A 20,446-nucleotide genomic window follows, 5' to 3' on the forward strand; every position below is an offset into this window, starting at 1 on the left:
GAGCGCTTACCCGTCTGGTGCTGTCCATGCTAAGAGCAATTAATGAACCTGGTCAAGTATTTGCCAGGTAGAGGCTCAGCGGTCAGCGAGCGAGTCGGGCCTGGAGGGCGATCACCGCGGCGGCTCGGGCCCAGGCGTCCAGTGGCCGGTGGACGAAGACGAGGTCGCTGTGGCCGGCGGAGCCGAAGGCCTGCTCGGCGTAGGACCGTCGTACCTCATCGTGGAAGGCCAGATAGCCGGCCAGGTCAGGATTGTCGGCGGCGACGACGATCCGCTCCGGGCCGGTCAGGTTGGCCAGCGTCGCGATCGCCCGGCCGACGGCAGCCGCGGCCCGGTCGAAGATCGGCTTCACGATCGGGTCGCCGGACTCGGCCAGCCGGACTGCGTTCGGGAAACCGAGGCTGGAACTGCCGGTCGCCCGCCGTACCTCCGCGGTCAGCACCTCCGAGGACGCCATCGCCTCGACACAGCCGCGCCCGCCGCATCGGCAGGGCGGCCCGTCGCCACCGACCGGAGTGTGGCCGAGTTCGCCCGCGACGCCGTACGCACCGCTGTGCAGCCGGTCCCCGAGCACCAGTCCACTGCCGATCCCCTGGCCGAGGGTGACGACCGCGAAGTCGGAGACTCCGGCCCCGGCCCCGTACCACTGCTCGCCGACGGTCAGCGCCTTCACGTCGTTCTCGATCGTGACCGTCATCCCGGTCGCTTCGCCGACCATGACGGCCAGGGGCACGTCGTGCCAGTCCAGGAACGGCGAATAGCCGACCAGCCCACGGCGCCGGTCGACATCGCCGGACACCGCGACGGCCAGGCTGCTGCTGCGTTCACGGAACGACGGTTCGGCCTGGCGGAGCCAGTCGACCATGGCCGCCAGTTGTTCGACCGTGCCGGCCGGGTCGCGCCGGTTCAGGTTCCAGGTCAGCCGGGCCCGCACGTCGGCCCGGAGATCGGCGAGGACGCCGATCAGGTGGTACTCGGTGAGCTTGATCCCGACGAAGAACTCGCGATCGGCCCGGATCTGCAGCGGGCTGGCCGGGCGGCCGGCGCCAGGACCGGTGCGCTCCCGGTCGGCCGTCTCGTCCAGGTAACCCGCCGCCAGCAGCGGCTTGGCCAGCTTCGTCACCGCGGCCTGGGACAGGCCGGTCCGGCGCGCGATCGCCACCCGGGAGATCGGGCCCTCGGCGAGGATCAACGAAAACACCCGTTCCGAGGCCGGGATGCTCACCGGCTCGGGGCTGCTCCCTGCACTCACCCGGCCGACTCTACGGTCCCGCGCAGCAGCAGGGCCGACAGACCGGCGAGGGCGACGCAACTGAGAACGATCACGCCGAGCGGTACGGCCGAGGTGCCGCCGGCCACTCCGGCCAGCGGCGCGGTGATCGCGGCGATCGCGTACCGGGTGAGGCCGAGCAGCGACGCCGCGGTGCCGGCGATCTCGGGATGGCCGGACAGGGCGAGCGCCGTCGCCGGCGGGCCGGTCACGCCGGCGCCGCCGGTCAGGGCCACGATGGAAACGATCATGATCGGCAGCGGCAGCCCGAGCAGCGCCGTGCCCAGGATCCCGGTGCCGCCCACGGCGGCCAGCCCCAGCCCGTACGGCAGCAGGGCCCGGGGGCCGTGCCGCGCACTCAGCCGGCCGGACAGGAAACCGCCGATCACCAGGGCGACCGAGCCGGCCGCGAAGACGTACGAGAACTGCTGCGGGGTCAGCCGGTAGCCGTCCTGCAGCACGAATGTCGCGCCGCCGAGGTACGCGAACAGGGTGCCGGTGATCAGCCCGACGATCAGCGCCGGCCCGACGAAACCGGGGTCGGTGATCAACCGGCGCAGCCCGGCCCGCAGCTCCCGGCCGCCGGCCGTCCGGCGTTCCGGCGGCAGCGACTCGGTGAAGCTGATCATGGCGGCGAGCCAGATCGCGCCGCCGAGCCCGGCCAGCACGGTGAAGATCCCGCGCCAGCCGGTGATCACGGACAGCAGGCCGCCGAGCAGCGGCCCGATGATCGCGGCCACGCCGGTCAGCACGGCCAGGTTGCCGTAGTAGCGGACCAGTCGCGGGCCCTCGAAATGATCACGCCCGGTCGCCTGCGCGATCACCATCCCGGTCGAGCCGGCCAGGCCCTGCAGCAGCCGGGCCATGATCAACACCTCGACCGTCGGGCTGATCGCGCAGAGCACCGAGGCGAGCACGTAGACGCCGACCCCGATCAACAGCGGACGGCGCCGGCCGAACCGGTCCGACAGCGGGCCGACCAGCAGCTGACCGGACGCCAGCCCGGCCACGCAGGCGGTGATCGTCACCTGGGCCAGCGAGGTCGAGGCGCCCAGTTCGCCACCGAGCGCGGGCAGCACCGGCAGGTAGAGGTCCATCGAGATCGGGCCGAACACGGTCAGCAGCCCGAGCACGATGATCAACGAGCGGCCGACCGGTGCCGCCGCAGCAGGCTCAGTAGTCGGTGCCGGCACTCAGGTCCTGCCAACGGTCGATCTCGGCCAGCTCGGCCTGCAGCACGCCGCGGATCGCGGTCAGCGCGTCGGTGCCGAGCAGCAGCAGGCCGGGCGGTTCGGGCGCCGCCACCGCGGTCATGATCGCCTGCGCTGCCTTCGCCGGATCGCCGGGCTGGTTCCCGTGCGCCGTGTCGTTCTCCTTGCGCCGGCGGCCTGCCGTGTCGGCGTAGTCGGCGATCGGTTCGTCGGACTGGGTCAGCGACCGGCCGGCGAAGTCGGTCCGGAAGCCGCCGGGTTCGACGACCATCGCGGTGATGCCGAGCGGGCCGACCTCGCCGCGCAGCGACCGGGTGATCCCCTCCAGCGCGGACTTGGCGGCCGAGTAGTAGCCGGAGCCGACCGGGGAGATCCGGGCGCCGATCGAGGACACGTTGACGATCGTGCCGCTGCGGCGGTCCCGCATCCCGGGCAGGACGGCCTTGATCAACGCGACGGGACCGTACACGTGGGTGGCGAACAGCCGCTCGACGTCGGCCTCGGCGGCCTCCTCGACGGCGGCCCGGAGTCCGTAGCCGGCGTTGTTGACCAGGACGTCGACGCCGCCGAACCGCTCCTCGGCCTGCCGTACCGCCTCGGCGACCTGGACCGGGTCGGTCACGTCGAGAGCCAGCGCCGTGTCGGGATGGGCCTCGGCCAGGTCGGCGACCGCCGCCCGGTCCCGTGCCGTGACGACGACCCGGTGGCCGGCCGCGAGCGTGGCCTCGGCGAGCGCGCGGCCGAGCCCGGTGGAGCAGCCGGTGATGAGCCAGGTGGACATGCGTGGTGTTCCCTTCGTCGGAATCCGTGACCCCAGTCAAGTCGGCTCCGCCCGGCCGGGGAAGCCCCTGCCGGTCCGGGTAACACCGGTACCCCTTTCGGAAACTCAGACGAAGACGTCGGCGACGTAGCGGCCGTGCTGCTGCTCGATCTCCGACATCCAGGCCTCCGCCTCGTCCCGGCTCGCCCGGGTCGCCTCGGCGTAGATCCGGACACAGGTGTCGTGCACCGCAGGCGCCATCCGGCGGCCGTCGCCGCAGACGAAGAAGGTCGCTCCCTGCTTGACCAGGTCGATCACGTCGGCGCGGTCGGCCCAGAGTCGATCTTGGACGAAGGTGACCCCGTCCCGCGGCTGTTCCGAGAAGGCCGGCCGGACGTCGACGACGCCCTGCTCGGCCAGCGCGGCGAGCTCGTCGCGGTAGAGATAGTCGGTGTCGGGATCGTCGCAGCCGAAGAACAGCAGGGCCGGCGCCGGGGTGACGCCACGCTCCTCCGCGGCCAGCGCGCGGTCCTGCAGGAAGCCGCGGAACGGCGCGATGCCACTACCGGCACAGGCCATGATCACCGGGACGGCGAGCGACTCCGGCGGATGGAACGCGACGTTGGACGGACGGACGACCACCGGCACCCGGGTGCCCGGCCTCGCCTGCGCCAGATAGGTGGACCCGGCACCGAGATAGGTGCCTTGGCCGGACCGGGCGGGAGCCTCCAGCACCGCGACGGTGAGGGTGACGTGATCGGCACTCCATCGCGGCGAGGAGGAGATCGAATACTGCCGCGGCGTCAGCGGCGCCAGCAGCTGCAGGAAGGACGCGAACGGCAGCTGGGTCGCCGGGTGCTCCGCGACGACGTCCAGCAGCGACAGCCGACGGCCCAGTACGGTCTCGCTGTACGCGTCGACGTCGGTGGCCAGCCGGCGGAGCCGGTCCCGCTCCGGCGGGCAGGGATTGGCGTCGGCGAGCTGGCCGAGCTGCTTGCGGGTGGCCGGGTTGGACAGCTCGACGTAGCTGGCCAGCAGCTCGCCGGCCGTGATCGGGGTGCCGGTCGGCAGGAACGTACGGCTGCCGTCGCCGAGCCGGAGCACGACCTGGGTGTCGTACCCGAGCCCGAATTGATCAAGGGCCCGATCCACCGCCGGGGCCGGGTTGAGCGGCAGCACGGCCAGGTAGTCGCCGGCCCGATACGTCATCCCCTCCGGCAGCGCGATCTCGATGTGCCGCTTCGACCGGGCGCCGGGCCGGCTCAGGTCGACCAGCTCCCGGTTGGCGACGATCGTGCCCAGCTGCAGTTGGTTCTGCCGGATCAACGGCTCCCGGACGGCCGGCCCGAACTCGACCTCGAGCGCCGGGGCCGCCGCCGGTTCCGTGCTGGCCACCTCGAACTCGCCGTCGATGGCGGGCCACAGCTCGGCGTACCAGTCCTCGAAGTCGCCGAAGAAGTCGCCGCCGGCGTTGGCCTCACCGCGGCCGGCCAGCCGGCGGGCGCCGCACCGCTCGAGCTGGCCGTCGATCAACTTGGGTACGGCCTGATAGGTCCGGGCCCAGTCGGTGTTGCCGCAGCCGAAGACCACGGTCCGGACGCCGTCCAGCGCCCCGTCCGGCAGCCCCTTGACCCAGTCGACGAAAGCGCGCGCGTTGTCCGGCGGCTGTCCCTCGTACGAGGAGCAGACGATGATCACCAGCCCCTCGGTCGGCAGATGCCCGGCCGCGGAGTCCAGCGGCTCGACCGTGGCCCGGTAGCCGCGCAGGTCGGCGTCGTTGCCGATCCGCTGCGCGAACGCCTCCGAGGTGCCGGCGTTGGAGCCGTAGAGGACGCGGATCGGGATGCCGTTCGACGCCGCGCGGGCGGCCGGCTTGGCCTCGGTCGCCGGACCGGTGCCCGCGGTGGCCGGCGCGATCACCGTGTCCCGCCGGCGGGCCGTGACGTTGAGCCCCTCCGGCTTGATCGTCAGCGTCTGTTTGATCTTCATCTCGTAGTCGGGATCGGCGGCGGTCAGGTCGAACCGCTGCAGCAGCATCGCCAGAAAGAGCGTGGCCTCCTGCATCGCGAAGGCCCGCCCGATGCAGGACCGCTGCCCGTTGCCGAACGGCTTCCAGGCATTCGACGCCCGGGCCTCGACCCGGTCGAACAGGAAGTTGTCCGGGTCGAACCGGTCCGGCTCCGGCCCCCAGACCGCCGGGTCGCGGTGCAACTGCGGCGCCACCACCAGCAGCGTGTCCTCCGGACCGACCTTGTATCGGCCGCCGATCTCGGTCTCCTGGTACGGCACCATGGCGAAGGCCGGCGCGGTCGGCCACAGCCGCAGTGACTCCTTCAGGATCCGGTCGATCAGGTCGAGCCGGGCCAGGTGCTCGTAGCGCGGCGCCTCCTGACCGAGCACCTCGTCCACCTGTTCGCGGGCCTGCCGGAGCACGTCGGGGTGGCGCAGCAGCTCGTACAGGGTGAAGGTGAGCAGGCCGCTGGTGGTCTCGTGGCCGGCGATCAGGAAGGTGACCAGCTGGTAGCGGATGTTCTCGTCCGACAGCGTCTCGCCGGTCTTCGGGTCGGTCGCGGTCAGCATCGTGTCGAGGATGTCCCGCTCCCCCGCCGGTGACTCGGGATGAGGATGCCGGCGCCGGTCGGCGATCAGCTGATCGGCGACCTCGTACATCAGCCGCTTGTCCTCGTCGTACTGATGCCGGCGGCGCAGCATCAGCCGGTTCTGCAGCGGCAACCGCTGGGCCCGGGCGCCGGCCTCGACCAGGGCCCGGACCATCGAGCCGACGAACGGGTGCTGGTTCTCGGAATAGAAGCTGTTGAAGCGGTACGAGAACGAGCACAGCGCGATCGTGTCCAGGGTCAGCCGGGTGGTGTTGTCGGCGACGTCGATCCGGTGCGCCGGGCCCTGCCGTTCCCACATCAGCAGCAGCTGCTCGGCCACGTCGACCATGCCGTCGAACATCGACCGGAGCGCCGTCGGGCCGAACGCGGGCATCAGGATCCGGTGGCCCTTCTGCCAGTTCTCCTCGTCGGTCCGGGCCGTGAAGAGGCCGTCGCCGGCGAAGTCGCGGACCTGGCGCAGCGGCGCGTGCAGCTGCTTGTCGAAGCGCTGCTCGTCGCACACCTCGTCGACCAGTTCCTGCGAGGTCAGCACCACCAGCCGGCCGCCCGGCAGGTCGAGCCGGAAGATCGGCCCGTACCGCTGGGCCAGGTCGACGAAGCCGAAGATCCCCCGCTCGGGGTCGAGGTCGGGCAGATTGCCCAGTCCGGGTCGAGGTCGCGGCTGCGGAATCGGGGTCTCGGTCATGACTGCCTCCCGGCGGGTGCTGCGCGGTGTCGTCCGTCGGGATCGAGCGTAGCGCAACTTGCACAGCAGTGTGCAAGTTAGCTAGGTTGGCCGTGACGGAGAGGACACCACTGATGGTGAGTTCGCGGACCGATGCGGCACCGCCCCGGCGGCAGGACGCCACGGACAACCGGCGCCGTATCCTCGACGTCGCCCGGAGGCTGCTGGCCCGGGATCCGCACGCCAGCATGGACGACCTGGCTGCCGCGGCGGGGCTGGCCCGGCGGACCGTGTACGGCCACTTCCGGCGCCGCGAGGACCTGGTCCAGGAGGTCGCCCGGGAAGCGGCCGCGGGGATCCACGCGATCCTGACCGAGAGCATCGCCGAGGACGCGACACCGCCCGCCGCCCTGGCCGCCTTCACGGCCCGGCTCTGGAACGCCGCCGACGAATACCGGGTCCTGCTCGCCGCCGCCCGCCTCAACCTCGGGCCGGGCGCGGTCCAGGATTCCCTCGATCCGGTCGACGCCACCGTCCGCGGGATCGTCGCCGCCGGCCAGGCCAGTGGGCACTTCGCCACCGACGTGCCGGCCGCCGCGCTCGCCCGGGTGCTGCGGGACCAGGCGATCAGCCTGCTCGACTCGATCAACGACGGGCTCTGGGACGGCGACGCCGACGCCGCCGTACGCCTCATGCTCCGCACGCTCGGCGTACCCGAGGGGAAGCTGCCCGCGGCGGACGGCTGAGCCGGCCCTACAAATTCGACGGGTACGGATCCGGACCGGCACCGACAGCAAGATCAAGACCGGCCATGATCAACACCGGGCCGGCCTCGGGAACGGCCGGCCCTTCCGGCGGGCTAGACGACGCCCTTCTTCAGCAGGTAGCAGGCGTACGAGATCGTCTCGCCGGTCTGGACGAAGAAGCGTGCCTCGGCCGCCTGGCGGTAGAACTCGAACCGCTCCACGCCCTGGACCGAGATCGCGGTCCCCTCCGCGGCGTCCGCGGCCTGCTGCAGGGCGGCGGCGGCCTCGTTGATCACGTCCGGCTGATCATCGATCTCCATCCGGCGGACCGGGTGATCGACGTAGGAGTCCAAGGGGAACACGCTGAACAGCGCCGCCGTGGCCGTCGCGGTCGTCGCGGCCCGCAGATCGATCACCGGCCGGTCGTACCGGTAGGCCGGGAAGTTGCGATCCACCAGGCCGAACACGTCGCCGTGCCCGAGCTGGTCGAGGTGCTTCAGCAGCCGCCCGGTCAGCAACGGATCGATGTTTTTCAGCATGTCCACTCCTCTACGAGATTCCGACGTTCGTTGATACGTTGACATACGTCAGACCGCCCCGGAGCCGCAGGTGGGAGTGATTCCGTGAGTCGACTGCTCGAGGTCACGTCGATCTCGAAGAGTTTCCCCGGTGTCCAGGCGCTGGCCGACGTGTCGTTCCGGCTCGACGCCGGCGAGGTGCTGGCCCTGGTCGGCGAGAACGGCGCCGGCAAGTCGACCCTGATGAAGATCCTGTCCGGCGGCTACACCGCCGACGCCGGGGCGATCATGCTCGACGGCCGGGCGGTCATGATCAACAACCCGCGGGCGGCGCAGCACCTGGGGATCAGCATCATTCATCAGGAGATGAATCTGATGCCGCATCTCACCGTGGCGCAGAACATCTACATCGGCCGGGAACCGCGGGCCGGCGGCATCTTCACCAGCGAGCGGAGACTGATCGCCGAGACCAGCCGGCTGCTGCACCGGACCGGGATCGTGCTCGATCCGCGGGCGCCGGTCGGATCGCTCACCGTCGCCCAGCAGCAGATGGTGGAGATCGCCAAGGCGATGTCGTTCCCGGCCACCCGGGTGCTGATCATGGACGAGCCGACCTCGGCCCTGTCCGACGCGGAGACCGACGTCCTGTTCGGCCTGATCCGGACCCTGGCCGACAGCGGCGTCGGGATCATCTACATCTCGCACCGGATGGAGGAACTCCGCCGGATCGCCGACCGGGTGACCATCCTCCGCGACGGCCGGCACGTCGCCGACCACCGGATGGACGAGGTCGACGATTCCATGATCATCTCGGAGATGGTCGGGCGGGAGATCACCGAGCGGGGACCGCGCGGCGCGGCTCGCGGCGGCGACGCGGGCGGGCCGGACGACGTCGGGGCGCCGCCGGCCGAGGACGAGATTGCGCTCGAGGTGATCGGGCTGTCCACCCCGCGGCTGCTCCGCGACGTGTCCTTCTCGATCCGGCGGGGCGAGATCCTCGGCTTCGCCGGGCTGGTCGGCGCGGGCCGCACCGAGACCGCGCGGGCGATCATCGGCGCCGACCGGCACAGCGGCGGCCGGATCCTGGTCCGCGGTCGGCCGGTCCGGATCAGCCACCCGGCCGACGCGGTCCGGCACGGCATCGGCTACCTGTCGGAGGACCGCAAGCAGTACGGACTGCTGCTGGAGCGGACCGTGAACTCCAACGTGCTGCTCGCCTCGCTGCGCGACTACACGAACGCCCTCGGCTTCGTCGCCGCCGGCAAGGGCCGGCGCACCTCGCGCCGCTACGTCGACCTGCTCCGGATCAAGACCCCGTCGATCGACACGGCGGCCCTCAACCTGTCCGGCGGCAACCAGCAGAAGATCGTGATCGCCAAGTGGCTGGCCCGCGACTGCGACGTGTTGATCTTCGACGAGCCGACCCGGGGCATCGACGTCGGGGCCAAGGAGGAGATCTACGGCCTGCTCAACGAGCTCGCCGGCCAGGGCAAGTCGATCATCGTCATCTCCTCCGAGCTGCCCGAGGTGCTGCGCCTGTCACACCGGATCGTGGTGATGGCCGGCGGCCGGATCACCGGTGTGCTGGACAGCGCCGAGGCCGACTCGGAGTCGATCATGGAGCTGGCCACCCGGTTCCACGGGCCGACCACGATCGAGGCCGTCGAACCCGTACCCACCGAAACCGCGCAGCCGAAGGAGGACTACCGGTGAGCACCCCTGTCGACGCCGACACCACCGCTCTCGAGGCCGGCCGGCGAACCCCCTTCCCCGGACTGCTCCGGCGCGGGCTGCAGCAGCTGCTGGCCTTCGGCACGCTGATCGTGCTGGTGATCTTCTTCTCGATCGCCAGCGGCAACTTCTTCACGGTCAGCAACGTCGTCGGCATCCTGCTGTCCACGGCGGTGATCGGGATCCTCGCCCTCGGCACCACGTTCGTGATCATCACCGGCGGGATCGACCTGTCCATCGGCACCGGAATGACGCTGTGCTCGGTGGTGACCGGGATCCTGATCGTCAACGCCGGGCTGCCGCTGCCGTTGGGCGTTCTGGGTGGCATCCTGACCGGCGCGCTGATGGGGTTCCTGAACGGGGTCAACATCACGGTGCTCCGGTTGCCGCCGTTCATCGCCACCCTGGCCATGATGCTGGTGGCCCAGGGCCTCGCGCTGGTCGTCTCGGGCGTCCGGCCGATCTACTTCAGCGGGGTGCCCGGGTTCCGCGAGATCGCGCTGGCGGTGGCCATCCCGGGCGTCGCGCTGCCGATGGCGGTGGTGATCCTGTTCGCGATGGCGGCGGTGGCCTGGGTGATCCTGAGCCAGACGATTCTCGGCCGCTACACGTACGCGATCGGGAGCAACGAGGAGGCCACCCGGCTGTCCGGCATCAACACCCGGGCCTGGAAGATCATGATCTACAGCCTGGCCGGACTGTTCACCGGCGTCGCCGGCGTGGTGATCGCGGCCCGGCTCAACTCGGCCCAGCCGCAGCTCGGTGTGGGCTACGAGCTGCAGGCGATCGCCGCCGTGATCATCGGCGGCACCTCGCTGCTCGGCGGCCGCGGGTCGATCGTCGGTACGCTGATCGGGGCGCTGATCATGTCGGTGCTGATCAACGGACTGCGGATCCTGGCCATCCAGCCGGAGTGGCAGAACGTCGTGGTCGGGCTGGTGATCCTGGTCGCCGTGTTCACCGACTCGCTCCGGCAGCGGCGCAGCAGCACGGGTTGACGAGAGTACGTACCAAACAAAGGAGTTGGCGATGAATCTGCGACGAACCATCGTGGCGGGGCTGGCCGTACTGCTGGCGTCGGTGGCCGGTTGCACCAGCGGGACGACCGTGACCGAGGGCGGCGATCCCGGCGCCGGCGGCGGCGACAAGAAGTCGATCGCCCTGATCTCGAAGGGCTTCCAGCACCAGTTCTGGCAGGCGGTGAAGCAGGGCGCGCAGGAGAAGGCGGACGAGCTCGGCTACCAGTTGACGTTCGAGGGTCCGGCGTCCGAGACCGAGGTCGACGCGCAACTGCAGATGTTCCAGGCGGCGATCGACCGCAAGCCGGGTGCGATCGGCTTCGCGGCGCTCGACCCGAAGGCGTGCATCCCGCTGATGGACCAGGCCAAGCAGGCGAACATCCCGGTGGTCGAGTTCGACGCCGGCTGCGATTCCGAGGTGCCGCTGAACATCTCCAAGACCGACAGCGAGGCCGCCGGGGCCCTGGCCGCCGACCACATGGCCGAGCTGATCGGCGGGGCGGGCAAGATCGGGATCGTCGCGCACAGCCAGGTCAACTCGACCGCGGTCGAGCGCCGGGACGGCTTCGTCAACCGGATGAAGGAGAAGTACGCCGAGATCGAGATCGTCGACACCCAGTACGGCGACGGTGATCATCTGAAGTCGTCCGACATCGCGAAGTCCATGATCGCCGCGCATCCCGACCTGAAGGGGCTGTACGGCACCAACGAGGGCTCGGCGATCGGCATCGTCAACGCCGTCGGCGAACTCAACCTGGAGCAGGGCAAACTCACCATCGTCGGCTTCGACTCCGGCAAGGCCCAGATCGACGCGATCAAGAGCGGCGTGATGGCCGGCGCGATCACCCAGGACCCGATCGGAATCGGCCGCTCCACGGTCGAGTCGGCGGTGCAGGCGATCGAGGGGAAGACCCCGGAGAAGGTGATCGACACCGGCTCCTACTGGTACGACAAGACCAACCTGGACGATCCCAAGATCGCCAAGGTGCTCTACCAGTAGTCGATCGGCGAGACGGGGTCAGGCTTCCGGCAGCGGCGGCTGGGCGCCCGGATGGGTGACGTTGCGGCTGGCCGCGGCACTCGCCGCGCGCATCGCCGTCGCCGGATCGTCGCCGAGACAGAGCCGGGCGGCCAGCGTGCCGCAGTACGCGTCGCCGGCGCCGGTCGTGTCGACCACCTCGACCCGTTCGGCCGGCGCGGTGAGCTCGCCCCAACGGGATCCCTCGGTGCCCAGGGTGATCAACAGCGAACGCGGCTCGGCGCCGGACTCGGCCAGCAGCCGAGCCTCGTGCTCGTTGGCGATCACCGGGTCGGCGAGGTCGAGCACATCGGCCGGCAACGCCGCATAGGGTGCCGTGTTGATGATCACCCGGGCCCCCTGACCGGCGGCCTTGCGGACCGCGGCGGCCACGACGTCGAGATCGAGTTCGAGCTGCACCATCAGGACGTCGCCGGGTCCGCAGTCGTCGAGCAGCGCAAGATCGTCCTCGCTGACCCGGGCGTTGGCGCCGGGCGCGACGACGATCATGTTCTCGCCCTCGTGATTGAGGTAGATGATCGCGGTCCCGGTCGGTGCGGTCGGATCGATCGCGAGCCGGCTGGTGTCGACGCCGTACCGGCCCAGCCGCTCGACGTACTCCCGGCCGTGCGGATCCTCGCCGACCCGGCCGATGAACCACGACGGAGCGCCGGCCCGGGCCGCGGCCACGGCCTGGTTCGCACCCTTGCCGCCGAAGCGGTACTCGATGTCGCCCGACATCACGGTCTCCCCCGGCCCGGGGTGACGGTCCATCGCCAGGTGCAGATCCTGGCTCAACGAACCGAAAACGATCACTCGCCCCATACCGGTCACCTCAGGAGAGGGTGAGGTCGAAGACCAGCGGCTTGGTGAACCCGAACGAGCCGCTCTTCGGCTGGATGGTCGAGACGGACGACCCGTAGTCGTCGGTCGCGAAGGTTCCCTGCGGCGCGTACGACACCTTGATCGACTTGGTCCCCTCCGGGATCTGGACCAGGACGTGCGGGGCATCGCTGTAGTTGGAATACACGGGCAGTCCTTCGATCACCTTGCCCGCCTTGCCGTCCGCCGTCACCTGGATCGTCTTCTCCACGTCGAACGTCGGGTCCTCGAAGGCGGTGGTGTGATCGCCCGCCTTCTGCGCGGTCGCGTTGTCCCAGTGCAGCTCGAGCCAGATCTGCCCCTCGGCCGCCCAACCGTTGTCGTTGTCGAACGAGGTCAGCACGGCCTTGGTGAAGGTCACCCCGTGCTGGAAGGCGAAGGACCCGTTGCTGGTCGTCTGGGTGGCGAACTGCTTGTTCACCCCGAACTCGGTCTTGGGCAGGTAGTAGGCGGGGGCCGTCTTCGAGGTGCGCTCGCCGGTCCGGACCGAGATCGTCTGGTCGACGCCCGAGACACCGACGACGAGCTCGGCGTCCTTGCCCTTCGGCACCGAGACGATGATCGTCTTGGTGTCCGCCTTCTCGGTGCCGTAGCCGCCGTCGAGCTCGAAGAAGCCCTTCAGGTCGGTCGTCTTGCCCTCGGCCCGGATCGAGAAGGCCGCCTCGGTGCCCTTCGCCAGGGTGCTGTGCTCGCGCGGTTCGATGGTGGCCGTGACAGCCAGGAACTCCTCGCCCTCGGCCGGCACGTAGAACGGGACCTCGCCCTCGGCGGGGAGCCGGTCGACCGGGCCGAACCGGGTCACCTCCAGCTGGTTCGCCGGGGCGATGATCACGCCGGCCTTGGGCGAACCGGCATTCACGATCTGGGCAGGGTCGCCGAGTGCGACGATGCCCGGCTCCGCCTTGGGCGCCTGCGGCTCCGGCACCTGATCGGCCGGGACCGGCTTCTTGCCGTCGGGCCGGTACAGCTCCACGCCTTCCGGCACCTCGACCCCGGTCGCCATCATCCCGATCGAGCCGGGATCGACGGTCACCTCCTTGTTGCCGACCGCCTGCGGCTGGAAGCCGACCTCGTCGAAGACGCCCGGCTTGCCCTGGTCCCGCAGGTGCCGGATCGGCCCGCACAGGGCCCGCGGCTGCAGCGTCCCGGAGTCCGGTTCGCGGAGCAGCCAGCAGTGCGTCTCCGACGCTTGCTGGGCGTGCTGGTCGGTGGCCGACCCGTCCCGCCACGCGGACTCGATCACGGTCAGGAACGGCACCTTGTTGTCCACCTCGGCACCGTTCACCCGAACGCTCGTGCCGCAGGCCGCCAGGGCTGAGAGCATCAGGGCCGAGACGATGAGTACGGCAGCCTTCGTCGCCGCCCGCCTGCGATTGACCACGTCAAACCCCCATCAGAAGGATGCAGCGAGAACCGAGAAACGAGAGCGTGCGGTTCGCTCGCCCCGAGGTACCTTAGCGGCACCCCCTCACTCCATCCACCCGGTCAGTCCAGCCACCCGGAGTCGGTGGCGATCCGGACCGCCTCGGCCCGGTTCCCGGCGCCGAGTTTGCCGATCGCCGCGGACAGGTGATTGCGGACGGTTCCCTCGGACAGATGGACCGCCTTGGCGATCGCGGTCGTCGAGCCGCCCTCCGCCGCAGCGGCCAGGACCTCGACCTCCCGCTCGGTCAACGGCGACGCACCGATCCGCAGGCTGTCCACGGCGAGCGTCGGATCCACCACCCGGAGCCCGCGCATCACCCGGCGGATCCCGTCCAGCAGCTGCTCGGCCGGCGCGTCCTTGATCATGAAGCCGACGGCGCCCGCCTCCATCGCCCGGCGTAGGTAACCCGGCCGGCCGAAGGTGGTCAGGATGATCACCTTGGTGTCGGGGAACGAGGCGGTGATCTTGGCCGTCGCGGCGATGCCGTCCTCGCCCCGGCCGTCCGGCCCGGGCATCTGCACGTCCATCAAGATCACGTCCGGCGGCCGGCGTTCCACGGCCTGCAGCACCTCGGCACTGTCGGCCGCCTGGCCGATCACCTCAAGATCGGACTCCAGCCCGAGCAGGGCCGTGAAGGCCTGCCGGATCAGCGCCTGGTCGTCGGCCACCAGGACTTTGATCATGAACCGACCTCGAGGTTCCCCCGTCGGGTCCGTTCGAACTCCCGGAACTCGGGCGAGCGCAGGTCCGCCACCAGCATCGTCCCACCGCCCGGCGCGGGCAGCAGATCGAGGGTCCCGCCGGCCTCCTTGAGCCGCTCGGTCAGGCCGGTCAGTCCGGAGCCGAAGCGACCTCCGCCGTGACCGACGCCGTCGTCGATCACCTGGACCCGGTCGGACTGCAGCACGATGGTGCACCGGGTGCCTTCGCTGTGCCGGACCACGTTGGTGACCGCCTCGCGGACGACGTACCCGAAGAGTTCACTGATCGGGTCCGGCAGCAGCGGTACGGCGATCGGCAGCTCGGGCCGGATCCCGGCGGCGCTGAGCACCGACCGGGAACTGGCCAGCTCGGTCGCCAGCCGTACCTCGCGGATGCCGGACACGGTGATCCGCAGGTCGGACAGCACCTGCCGGGCCAGTTGCTCCACCTCGGCGATCTGCGGTCCGGCGGCCGCCGGGTCGGCGGTCAGCAGCCGCCGGGCCAGCCCCGCCTTGATCGAGATCGCGGTCAGCGAGTGGCCGAGGATGTCGTGCAGGTCGCGGCTGATCCGTTCCCGTTCGGCGACCACCGCGAGCCCGGCCACCCGCTTCTCGGCGACCCGTAGCCGGCGGTCGATCCGCGAGTTCTCGATCCCCATCGCGATGGACAGGCCGATCACCAGCGACATCGCGGCGATGATCACCGAGACCCAGTCCCGGAACAGCGCGCCGGTGCCCAGGATCAACAGCACCAGCACCGGGATCGCGATCCGGGAGATCCGCCACGGCAGCTGGGTGGCCAGCAAGATCGCCAGATAGACGCCGAAGTAGACGAGCTGGAACTCGATGAACGGGATCATCGCCAGCAGCACGATGGTGAACACGACGAGGTAGATCACCCGGCCCCAGATCGGGGCGTCGCAGACCCACGGTGCCACCAGGTAGAGCACTCCGACCGCGGCGATCAGCAGGCCCATCCAGAACAGCGACGGGCCGCCCTGCTGCACCTGGCTGGACAGCGGCAATGCCAGGAAGGCCAGGCCCAGCAGATACATCCAGAGCCCGTTCTGCCAGGCCCTGCGCAGGGTCAGCGGCCGGGCTCGCTCGACGTCGGTTCGAGCCCCCGGGGCGGCCCGGGGATCCTCACCGATCCCGAACGGCCGCGCCCGTTTCCGCAACTTCGCCACCGAACTCCTCCAACCGTCGCCCGCCCACCCCACGAGGCTTTCAGCAGCCACAGGTCGACATCACCGTTTGCTGCTGGCGATGGCTCGACGATAGCCCAGCACGCCCATCAGGGTCAGCAGCCCTCCCCAGCCGGCGAGAACGGCGATCCCCGTCCAGGGGAACGCGGTGTCGGCGGGCAGGAACGGGAACTGGCCCAGTTGGCCGATCCAGTACGACGGCAGGGCCTGGCCGATCAGCTGGAGGGTGGGCGGCATGAACTCCATCGGCATCCACAATCCGCCGAGCAGGGCGAGCGCCATCAGCAGCAGCGTGGTCAGCCCGCCGACCGCCTCGGTCTTCACCCAGAGCCCGATCACCAGCCCGAGCACGATCATCGGGATCAGGGACAACCAGATCAGGCCGATCGAGGCCAGCCAGACGCCGAGCGGGGCCCGGACGCCGCCGATCAGGAAGCCGGCCAGGTCGACCACCAGCACCGACGGCAGCAGCAAGATCATCGTCACCGCGGCGCGGGCCCAGAGGAACGACTGCGGCGGCAAGGCGGTCAGCCCCAATTGCCGGAACCAGCCGGACTTCCGTTCCACGGCCAGGTAGGCGCCGCCGCTCATCGCCGCGCCGAGCGCGCCGTAGCTGCCCATCGACACCATGATCAGCGCCGAGTAGTTCACCCCGGCCTCCGACGGTGCCCCGCCGAACAGCTGCGAGAAGAGGATGTACATCATCAGCGGCAGGGTGAAGGTGAAGATCACGTACCCGACGTTCTTCGCCGTCAGGTACGTGCTGTGCCAGGTGTAGTGGAGCATCGGACGGAGGCCGGACCGTCGCGTCGCGGCGCCGGCCCGGGTCCTGCTCGCGGTGCTGGAGATCGTGCTCATGCCGAGACCTCCGTCCGGGTCAGGGCCAGGAACGCGTCCTCCAGGCTGGCGGCCGTGACCTCGATCTCGCGGGCCGCGGGCTCGCTGGCGAGTAGCGCCCGGAGGGCCAGGTCGGAGTCGTCGCAGGTGAGTTCCAGCCGGGCGCCGACCCGGGCCACCCGGACCACGCCGGGCAGGCCGGCGAGCACGTCCAGGTCCAGCGCGGGGTCGGCGGCGAGGCCGATGATCTTGCCGCTGACTCGCGACTTGATCACGTCGCCGGAACCGTCGGCGACCACCGAACCGGCGGCCAGCACCACGATCCGGTCGGCCGCCTGATCGGCCTCCTCCAGGTAGTGGGTGGCGAACAGGACGGTCCGGCCGTCGGCCGTGAAGTCCCGCATCGAGGTCCAGAACCGGCGCCGCAGCTCGACGTCCATCGCCACCGTCGGCTCGTCCAAGATCATCAGCTCGGGGTCGGGCAGCAGGGCGAGCGCGTACCGCACCCGCTGCGCCTGGCCGCCGGACAGCCGTTCGGTCCTGGTCTTCAGGAAGTCCGCCAGCTCGGCCCGTTCGATCACCTCGTCGAGCGGCAGCGGGTGTGCGTGCAGGCCGTGCATCAGCGCCAGCAGCTCACGTACGGTGCACTCGGTGAGCAGCGCGCCGGCCTGCAGCATGGCGCCGACCCGGCCGTCCCGGACCGCGATCAGCGGGTCACTGCCGAAGACCCGGACCCGGCCGGCGTCCGGCTGGATCAGGCCCAAGATCATTTCGTTCAGCGTCGACTTGCCGGCGCCGTTCGGCCCCAGCAGCGCGACGATCTCGCCCGGTTCGATCCGCAGGTCGACGTCGCGGACCGCGGTCACCGGGCCGTAGGACTTGCGGACCCCGGTCAGGGTCAGTGCAGGTTCGGCACGATCAGTGTTCACGGATCTCAGTGTGCTGGCGTACGGACGACTCGGCCCGGCCGCATTGTCAGCGGTTACCCATGACATCTGTCATTCCCGCCGGGCGACACGGGGTGTCCTATCGTGGGGGAGGTGAAACGTTCACCCGGCACCCGCCTCGCCCGCCTGATCGCAGCCGTCGGTCTGGCCCTCACCGGATTGCTGGCCTTCGCGCCGGCAGCCGCCGCGGAGGGGGACGGCTGGGCGATCACCAAGTACGCGATGGCGGTTCAGCTGGCCGAGGACGGCACCGCCAAGATCAGCCTCGACTTCGACTTCGACTTCGGCACCGAGGAAGGCCACGGTCCGTACCTCGTGTTGCCGTCCCGGCAGGCCATCGACGGCGACCCGGAGCACTGGCGCAGCTTCCCGATCGAGCTCGGCGCCGTCACCAGCAGCACCGGCGCCCCGACGGACACCGACACCGAGACCAAGAACGGCCTCCTCGCGGTCAAGATCGGCGACGAGAACAAGGAGGTCAAGGGTCTGCAGTCGTACCACGTCGAGTACACGATCCGCGGGCTGGTCAATCCCCGCGCCGGCGGCGGCTCCGGCCTGGACGAGCTGAACTGGAACGTGATCAGCAACTGGGAAGTGCCGCTGCGGAACGTGTCGATCATCGTCAACGGCCCGGCCGACCTCTCGGCCACCCAGTGTTTCGCCGGCGAGGCCGGCAGCCAGCAGCAGTGCCAGGCGTCCGGTTCCGGCGTCGGTGCCCAGTTCTCGGTGCCGGAGGTGCCGGAGGGCCAGGGCATGACCATCGTCGCCGGCTGGCCCGGCGGTACCTTCGTCGGCGCCGAGCCGATCCTGACCAAGCGGCTCCACCTCGGCAACACCTTCACCGCCAACCCGATCACCGTCGGCGCTGGCGCCCTGATCGCGGCCCTCGGCACCGGCGGGCTGGCCGCGATCGCCCGTCGCCGCGGCCGGGACGAGCGCTTCACCGGCCTGACCCCGGGCCTGGCGCCGACGGCCGGCGCGGACGGTGCGGCGACCACCGTCGGCGGCAGCAGCGGACCGGTCGCGGTCCGGTTCACGCCACCGGACGACGCCCGGCCGGGTGAGGTGGGCACGCTGATCGACGAGAAGGCGCAGCAGCGCGACGTCACGGCCACCGTGATCGACCTCGCCGTCCGCGGGCATCTGCGGATCGCCGAGGTGGACCCCGAGCCCGGCTCGAAGCTGCCCGGCGGCAAGGACTGGGAACTGACCCGGCTGGACGGATCCGACCAGTTCCGCGGGTACGAGTCCGCGGCGCTGAACGGGCTGTTCGACAAGGGCAACCCGATCCGGATGACCGAGGCGATGACCGGGCTGACCGCCGCCGCGGTGCCGGCCAAGCTGCTCACCGACGTGACCGACGAACGCGGCTGGTTCAAGGCCAACCCGGGCACCGTACGCGGCCTCTGGATCCTGGCCGGCTGCGCGCTCGTCGTGGTCGGCGCGATCGCCACCGCCGTGATGGCCGTGACGATGGGCTGGGGCATCATCGGCCTCGGCATCGTCCTGGCCGGCCTGGTGACCTTCGGCTTCGCCGGCCGGATGCCGGCCCGGACCGCCACCGGGACCGCGATGCTCGATCAGGCGAAGGGGTTCCGGCTCTACCTGGAGACGGCAGAGGCGGACCAGTTGAAGTTCGAGGAGGGCGAGGACCTGTTCTCCCGCTACCTCCCGTACGCGATCGTCTTCGGGGTCGCCGACCGGTGGGCCAGGATCTTCGCCGACCTGGCCGCCCGGGGTCACGACGTGCCGCAGCCGGACTGGTACGTCGGGCCGTACCTGGGGGCCGCGGCGTTCTACGGCTCCGGCGGTTTCAGCAGCAGCCTGGACGCCTTCTCCAGTGCGAGCAGTGCCGCCATGACGGCCGCGTCCGCGGGCTCCAGCGGCGGCAGCGGCTTCAGCGGTGGCAGCGTCGGCGGCGGGGTCGGTGGCGGCGGTGGCGGCGGCTGGTGAGCCGACTCGCTAGTCGGCCCGGAGCCGGTTGCGCAGGCTGATCAAGCGCTCCCGGAGCTGCGCCCGGTCGGCTGCCTCGCCGCCGAGTCGCGGATCGTAGTCCAGCAGGTTCACCTCGCGGGCCAGGTCCGCCGAGCCGCCGAGGTCGTCGATCTCGCGGATCAGTCCGTCCAGTTCTGAGCCGAAGACCGTGAACCCGTGCACCAGGATGTCGGTCAGGGGATGATCACCGGGCTTTCCGTTGGGCATCGCCACATCCTGCCTGAGCCGCGGCGCGTTCGGAATAACGGGTCGGCCCGTCGCGGTTGTCGAGCTACGTGAGCACTGTGACGCTTCCGGACGGGGTCCGCGATCTGATCACCGCCGGTCCGCTGGTCCACCTGACCACGATCAACCCGGACGGCAGTCCCCAGGTGTCCGTCGTCTGGGCCGGGCTGGACGGGGACGACCTGGTGACGGCCCATCTGGGCCGGATCCGCAAGCTGCGTAACCTGGAACGTGATCCGCGTGCCGTGCTGTCGTTCCTGGCGCCCGGCACGCCCGGTGAACTGGCCAGACCGTACGTGACGCTCAGGGCGCGGGCGACCGTCGTCGAGACCGACGACGCCTGGGACCTGCTGAACCGCTGGACCAAGGTGTACGTCGACCCGCAGCTCGAGTTCCCCGAGCCGCGGACGCGCGGGTACGTGGTCCGCTACGCCGTGGAGCGGGTCAGCGGCTACGGCCCCTGGGCGGAATGATCACCCGGGCACAGTCCGCAGTCGGCGCTCGGCGCGGCCACAAGATCTTCCCGTGGGCCGCGACCTCGGCTCGCCGAGTGGACGGAAAGGGCCGTGTCTGAGGGCTGAGCGGTCAAAGCGTCCACTCGGTGTGGGCCCGATCCGTGCGCCCGGTGCCGTACCGCAGGATCTTCGGTGCGGCGCCGCTACTCCTTCCG

18 protein-coding genes are annotated in these 20,446 nt (G+C 70.5%); 6 read left to right on the plus strand and 12 right to left on the minus strand.

Annotated features, from left to right (window positions below; genetic code table 11):
- Positions 1 to 82 precede the first annotated feature (82 nt).
- The 4 genes from ACFQU4_RS20555 to ACFQU4_RS20570 form a co-directional block, all read right to left on the minus strand.
- Positions 83 to 1,252 carry an ROK family protein gene (locus ACFQU4_RS20555; protein ID WP_377495362.1) on the minus strand — a complete coding sequence of 390 codons (1,170 nt, stop codon included), beginning with the start codon at positions 1,250 to 1,252 and terminating at the stop codon, positions 83 to 85.
- The gene (locus ACFQU4_RS20560; protein WP_377495364.1) at positions 1,249 to 2,463 is read right to left on the minus strand and encodes a multidrug effflux MFS transporter; all 1,215 of its coding nucleotides are present in this window, start codon (positions 2,461 to 2,463) and stop codon (positions 1,249 to 1,251) included. Before ACFQU4_RS20560 ends, ACFQU4_RS20555 begins: the two co-directional genes overlap by 4 nt.
- Positions 2,444 to 3,262, minus strand: a complete 819-nt coding sequence (locus ACFQU4_RS20565; protein ID WP_377495366.1) for an oxidoreductase — start codon at positions 3,260 to 3,262, stop codon at positions 2,444 to 2,446. Before ACFQU4_RS20565 ends, ACFQU4_RS20560 begins: the two co-directional genes overlap by 20 nt.
- 105 nt (positions 3,263 to 3,367) lie before the next feature.
- A complete protein-coding gene (locus tag ACFQU4_RS20570) occupies positions 3,368 to 6,547 on the minus strand; it encodes a bifunctional cytochrome P450/NADPH--P450 reductase (RefSeq protein ID WP_377495368.1) in 3,180 nt (1,059 codons plus the stop codon).
- A gap of 113 nt (positions 6,548 to 6,660) precedes the next feature.
- On the opposite strand from ACFQU4_RS20570, the gene ACFQU4_RS20575 reads away from it, so the two are divergent.
- Positions 6,661 to 7,272, plus strand: a complete 612-nt coding sequence (locus tag ACFQU4_RS20575) for a TetR/AcrR family transcriptional regulator (RefSeq protein ID WP_377495370.1) — start codon at positions 6,661 to 6,663, stop codon at positions 7,270 to 7,272.
- 113 nt (positions 7,273 to 7,385) lie between these two features.
- Here the strand turns inward: ACFQU4_RS20575 and ACFQU4_RS20580 are convergent, their stop codons facing one another.
- Positions 7,386 to 7,811: an RbsD/FucU family protein gene (locus ACFQU4_RS20580; RefSeq protein WP_377495373.1), complete on the minus strand. Its 426-nt coding sequence runs from the start codon at positions 7,809 to 7,811 to the stop codon at positions 7,386 to 7,388.
- A gap of 84 nt (positions 7,812 to 7,895) precedes the next feature.
- Here ACFQU4_RS20580 and ACFQU4_RS20585 point away from each other — a divergent pair, with 84 nt between their 5' ends.
- The 3 genes from ACFQU4_RS20585 to ACFQU4_RS20595 are packed head-to-tail and all read left to right on the plus strand — an operon-like array spanning position 7,896 to position 11,540.
- Entirely contained in the window at positions 7,896 to 9,503 is a 1,608-nt protein-coding gene (locus ACFQU4_RS20585) for a sugar ABC transporter ATP-binding protein (RefSeq protein ID WP_377495375.1), read from the plus strand.
- Entirely contained in the window at positions 9,500 to 10,519 is a 1,020-nt protein-coding gene (locus ACFQU4_RS20590) for an ABC transporter permease (protein WP_377495377.1), read from the plus strand. Before ACFQU4_RS20585 ends, ACFQU4_RS20590 begins: the two co-directional genes overlap by 4 nt.
- A gap of 31 nt (positions 10,520 to 10,550) precedes the next feature.
- Positions 10,551 to 11,540 carry an ABC transporter substrate-binding protein gene (locus tag ACFQU4_RS20595; RefSeq protein ID WP_377495379.1) on the plus strand — a complete coding sequence of 330 codons (990 nt, stop codon included), beginning with the start codon at positions 10,551 to 10,553 and terminating at the stop codon, positions 11,538 to 11,540.
- An 18-nt stretch (positions 11,541 to 11,558) separates the two neighbouring features.
- Here the strand turns inward: ACFQU4_RS20595 and ACFQU4_RS20600 are convergent, their stop codons facing one another.
- From ACFQU4_RS20600 to ACFQU4_RS20625, 6 genes are all read right to left on the minus strand, one after another.
- A complete protein-coding gene (locus ACFQU4_RS20600) occupies positions 11,559 to 12,383 on the minus strand; it encodes a PfkB family carbohydrate kinase (RefSeq protein WP_377495381.1) in 825 nt (274 codons plus the stop codon).
- A 10-nt stretch (positions 12,384 to 12,393) separates the two neighbouring features.
- A complete protein-coding gene (locus ACFQU4_RS20605) occupies positions 12,394 to 13,821 on the minus strand; it encodes a hypothetical protein (RefSeq protein WP_377495383.1) in 1,428 nt (475 codons plus the stop codon).
- Between the two features lie 104 nt (positions 13,822 to 13,925).
- Positions 13,926 to 14,549 carry a DNA-binding response regulator gene (locus tag ACFQU4_RS20610; protein WP_377495385.1) on the minus strand — a complete coding sequence of 208 codons (624 nt, stop codon included), beginning with the start codon at positions 14,547 to 14,549 and terminating at the stop codon, positions 13,926 to 13,928.
- Complete coding sequence (locus tag ACFQU4_RS20615; protein WP_377495388.1) at positions 14,546 to 15,754, minus strand: sensor histidine kinase; 1,209 nt, start codon at positions 15,752 to 15,754, stop codon at positions 14,546 to 14,548. The genes ACFQU4_RS20610 and ACFQU4_RS20615 overlap by 4 nt, the downstream gene beginning before the upstream one ends.
- Before the next feature lie 60 nt (positions 15,755 to 15,814).
- On the minus strand, positions 15,815 to 16,630 hold the full coding sequence (locus ACFQU4_RS20620; RefSeq protein ID WP_377495390.1) for an ABC transporter permease: 816 nt from the start codon (positions 16,628 to 16,630) through the stop codon (positions 15,815 to 15,817).
- On the minus strand, positions 16,627 to 17,538 hold the full coding sequence (locus ACFQU4_RS20625) for an ABC transporter ATP-binding protein (RefSeq protein ID WP_377495393.1): 912 nt from the start codon (positions 17,536 to 17,538) through the stop codon (positions 16,627 to 16,629). The genes ACFQU4_RS20620 and ACFQU4_RS20625 overlap by 4 nt, the downstream gene beginning before the upstream one ends.
- A gap of 111 nt (positions 17,539 to 17,649) precedes the next feature.
- On the opposite strand from ACFQU4_RS20625, the gene ACFQU4_RS20630 reads away from it, so the two are divergent.
- Positions 17,650 to 19,509 carry a DUF2207 domain-containing protein gene (locus tag ACFQU4_RS20630; protein WP_377495395.1) on the plus strand — a complete coding sequence of 620 codons (1,860 nt, stop codon included), beginning with the start codon at positions 17,650 to 17,652 and terminating at the stop codon, positions 19,507 to 19,509.
- Between the two features lie 9 nt (positions 19,510 to 19,518).
- Here the strand turns inward: ACFQU4_RS20630 and ACFQU4_RS20635 are convergent, their stop codons facing one another.
- A complete protein-coding gene (locus tag ACFQU4_RS20635) occupies positions 19,519 to 19,758 on the minus strand; it encodes a hypothetical protein (RefSeq protein ID WP_377495397.1) in 240 nt (79 codons plus the stop codon).
- A 68-nt stretch (positions 19,759 to 19,826) separates the two neighbouring features.
- On the opposite strand from ACFQU4_RS20635, the gene ACFQU4_RS20640 reads away from it, so the two are divergent.
- Entirely contained in the window at positions 19,827 to 20,249 is a 423-nt protein-coding gene (locus tag ACFQU4_RS20640; protein WP_377495399.1) for a PPOX class F420-dependent oxidoreductase, read from the plus strand.
- Positions 20,250 to 20,446 lie beyond the last annotated feature (197 nt).

The organism is Microlunatus sp. GCM10028923 (assembly GCF_042666975.1).
Taxonomy (GTDB): Bacteria; Actinomycetota; Actinomycetes; order Propionibacteriales; family Propionibacteriaceae; genus Microlunatus.

What these genes read in the sequence shown, in the direction of transcription:
- ACFQU4_RS20635 (WP_377495397.1), bottom strand. Translation starts at nt 19,758, where the DNA reads ATGCCCAACGGAAAGCCCGGTGATCATCCCCTGACCGACATCCTGGTG.
- ACFQU4_RS20600 (WP_377495381.1), bottom strand. Translation starts at nt 12,383, where the DNA reads ATGGGGCGAGTGATCGTTTTCGGTTCGTTGAGCCAGGATCTGCACCTG.
- ACFQU4_RS20610 (WP_377495385.1), bottom strand. Translation starts at nt 14,549, where the DNA reads ATGATCAAAGTCCTGGTGGCCGACGACCAGGCGCTGATCCGGCAGGCC.
- ACFQU4_RS20575 (WP_377495370.1), top strand. Translation starts at nt 6,661, where the DNA reads ATGGTGAGTTCGCGGACCGATGCGGCACCGCCCCGGCGGCAGGACGCC.
- ACFQU4_RS20620 (WP_377495390.1), bottom strand. Translation starts at nt 16,630, where the DNA reads ATGAGCACGATCTCCAGCACCGCGAGCAGGACCCGGGCCGGCGCCGCG.
- ACFQU4_RS20595 (WP_377495379.1), top strand. Translation starts at nt 10,551, where the DNA reads ATGAATCTGCGACGAACCATCGTGGCGGGGCTGGCCGTACTGCTGGCG.
- ACFQU4_RS20570 (WP_377495368.1), bottom strand. Translation starts at nt 6,547, where the DNA reads ATGACCGAGACCCCGATTCCGCAGCCGCGACCTCGACCCGGACTGGGC.
- ACFQU4_RS20565 (WP_377495366.1), bottom strand. Translation starts at nt 3,262, where the DNA reads ATGTCCACCTGGCTCATCACCGGCTGCTCCACCGGGCTCGGCCGCGCG.
- ACFQU4_RS20580 (WP_377495373.1), bottom strand. Translation starts at nt 7,811, where the DNA reads ATGCTGAAAAACATCGATCCGTTGCTGACCGGGCGGCTGCTGAAGCAC.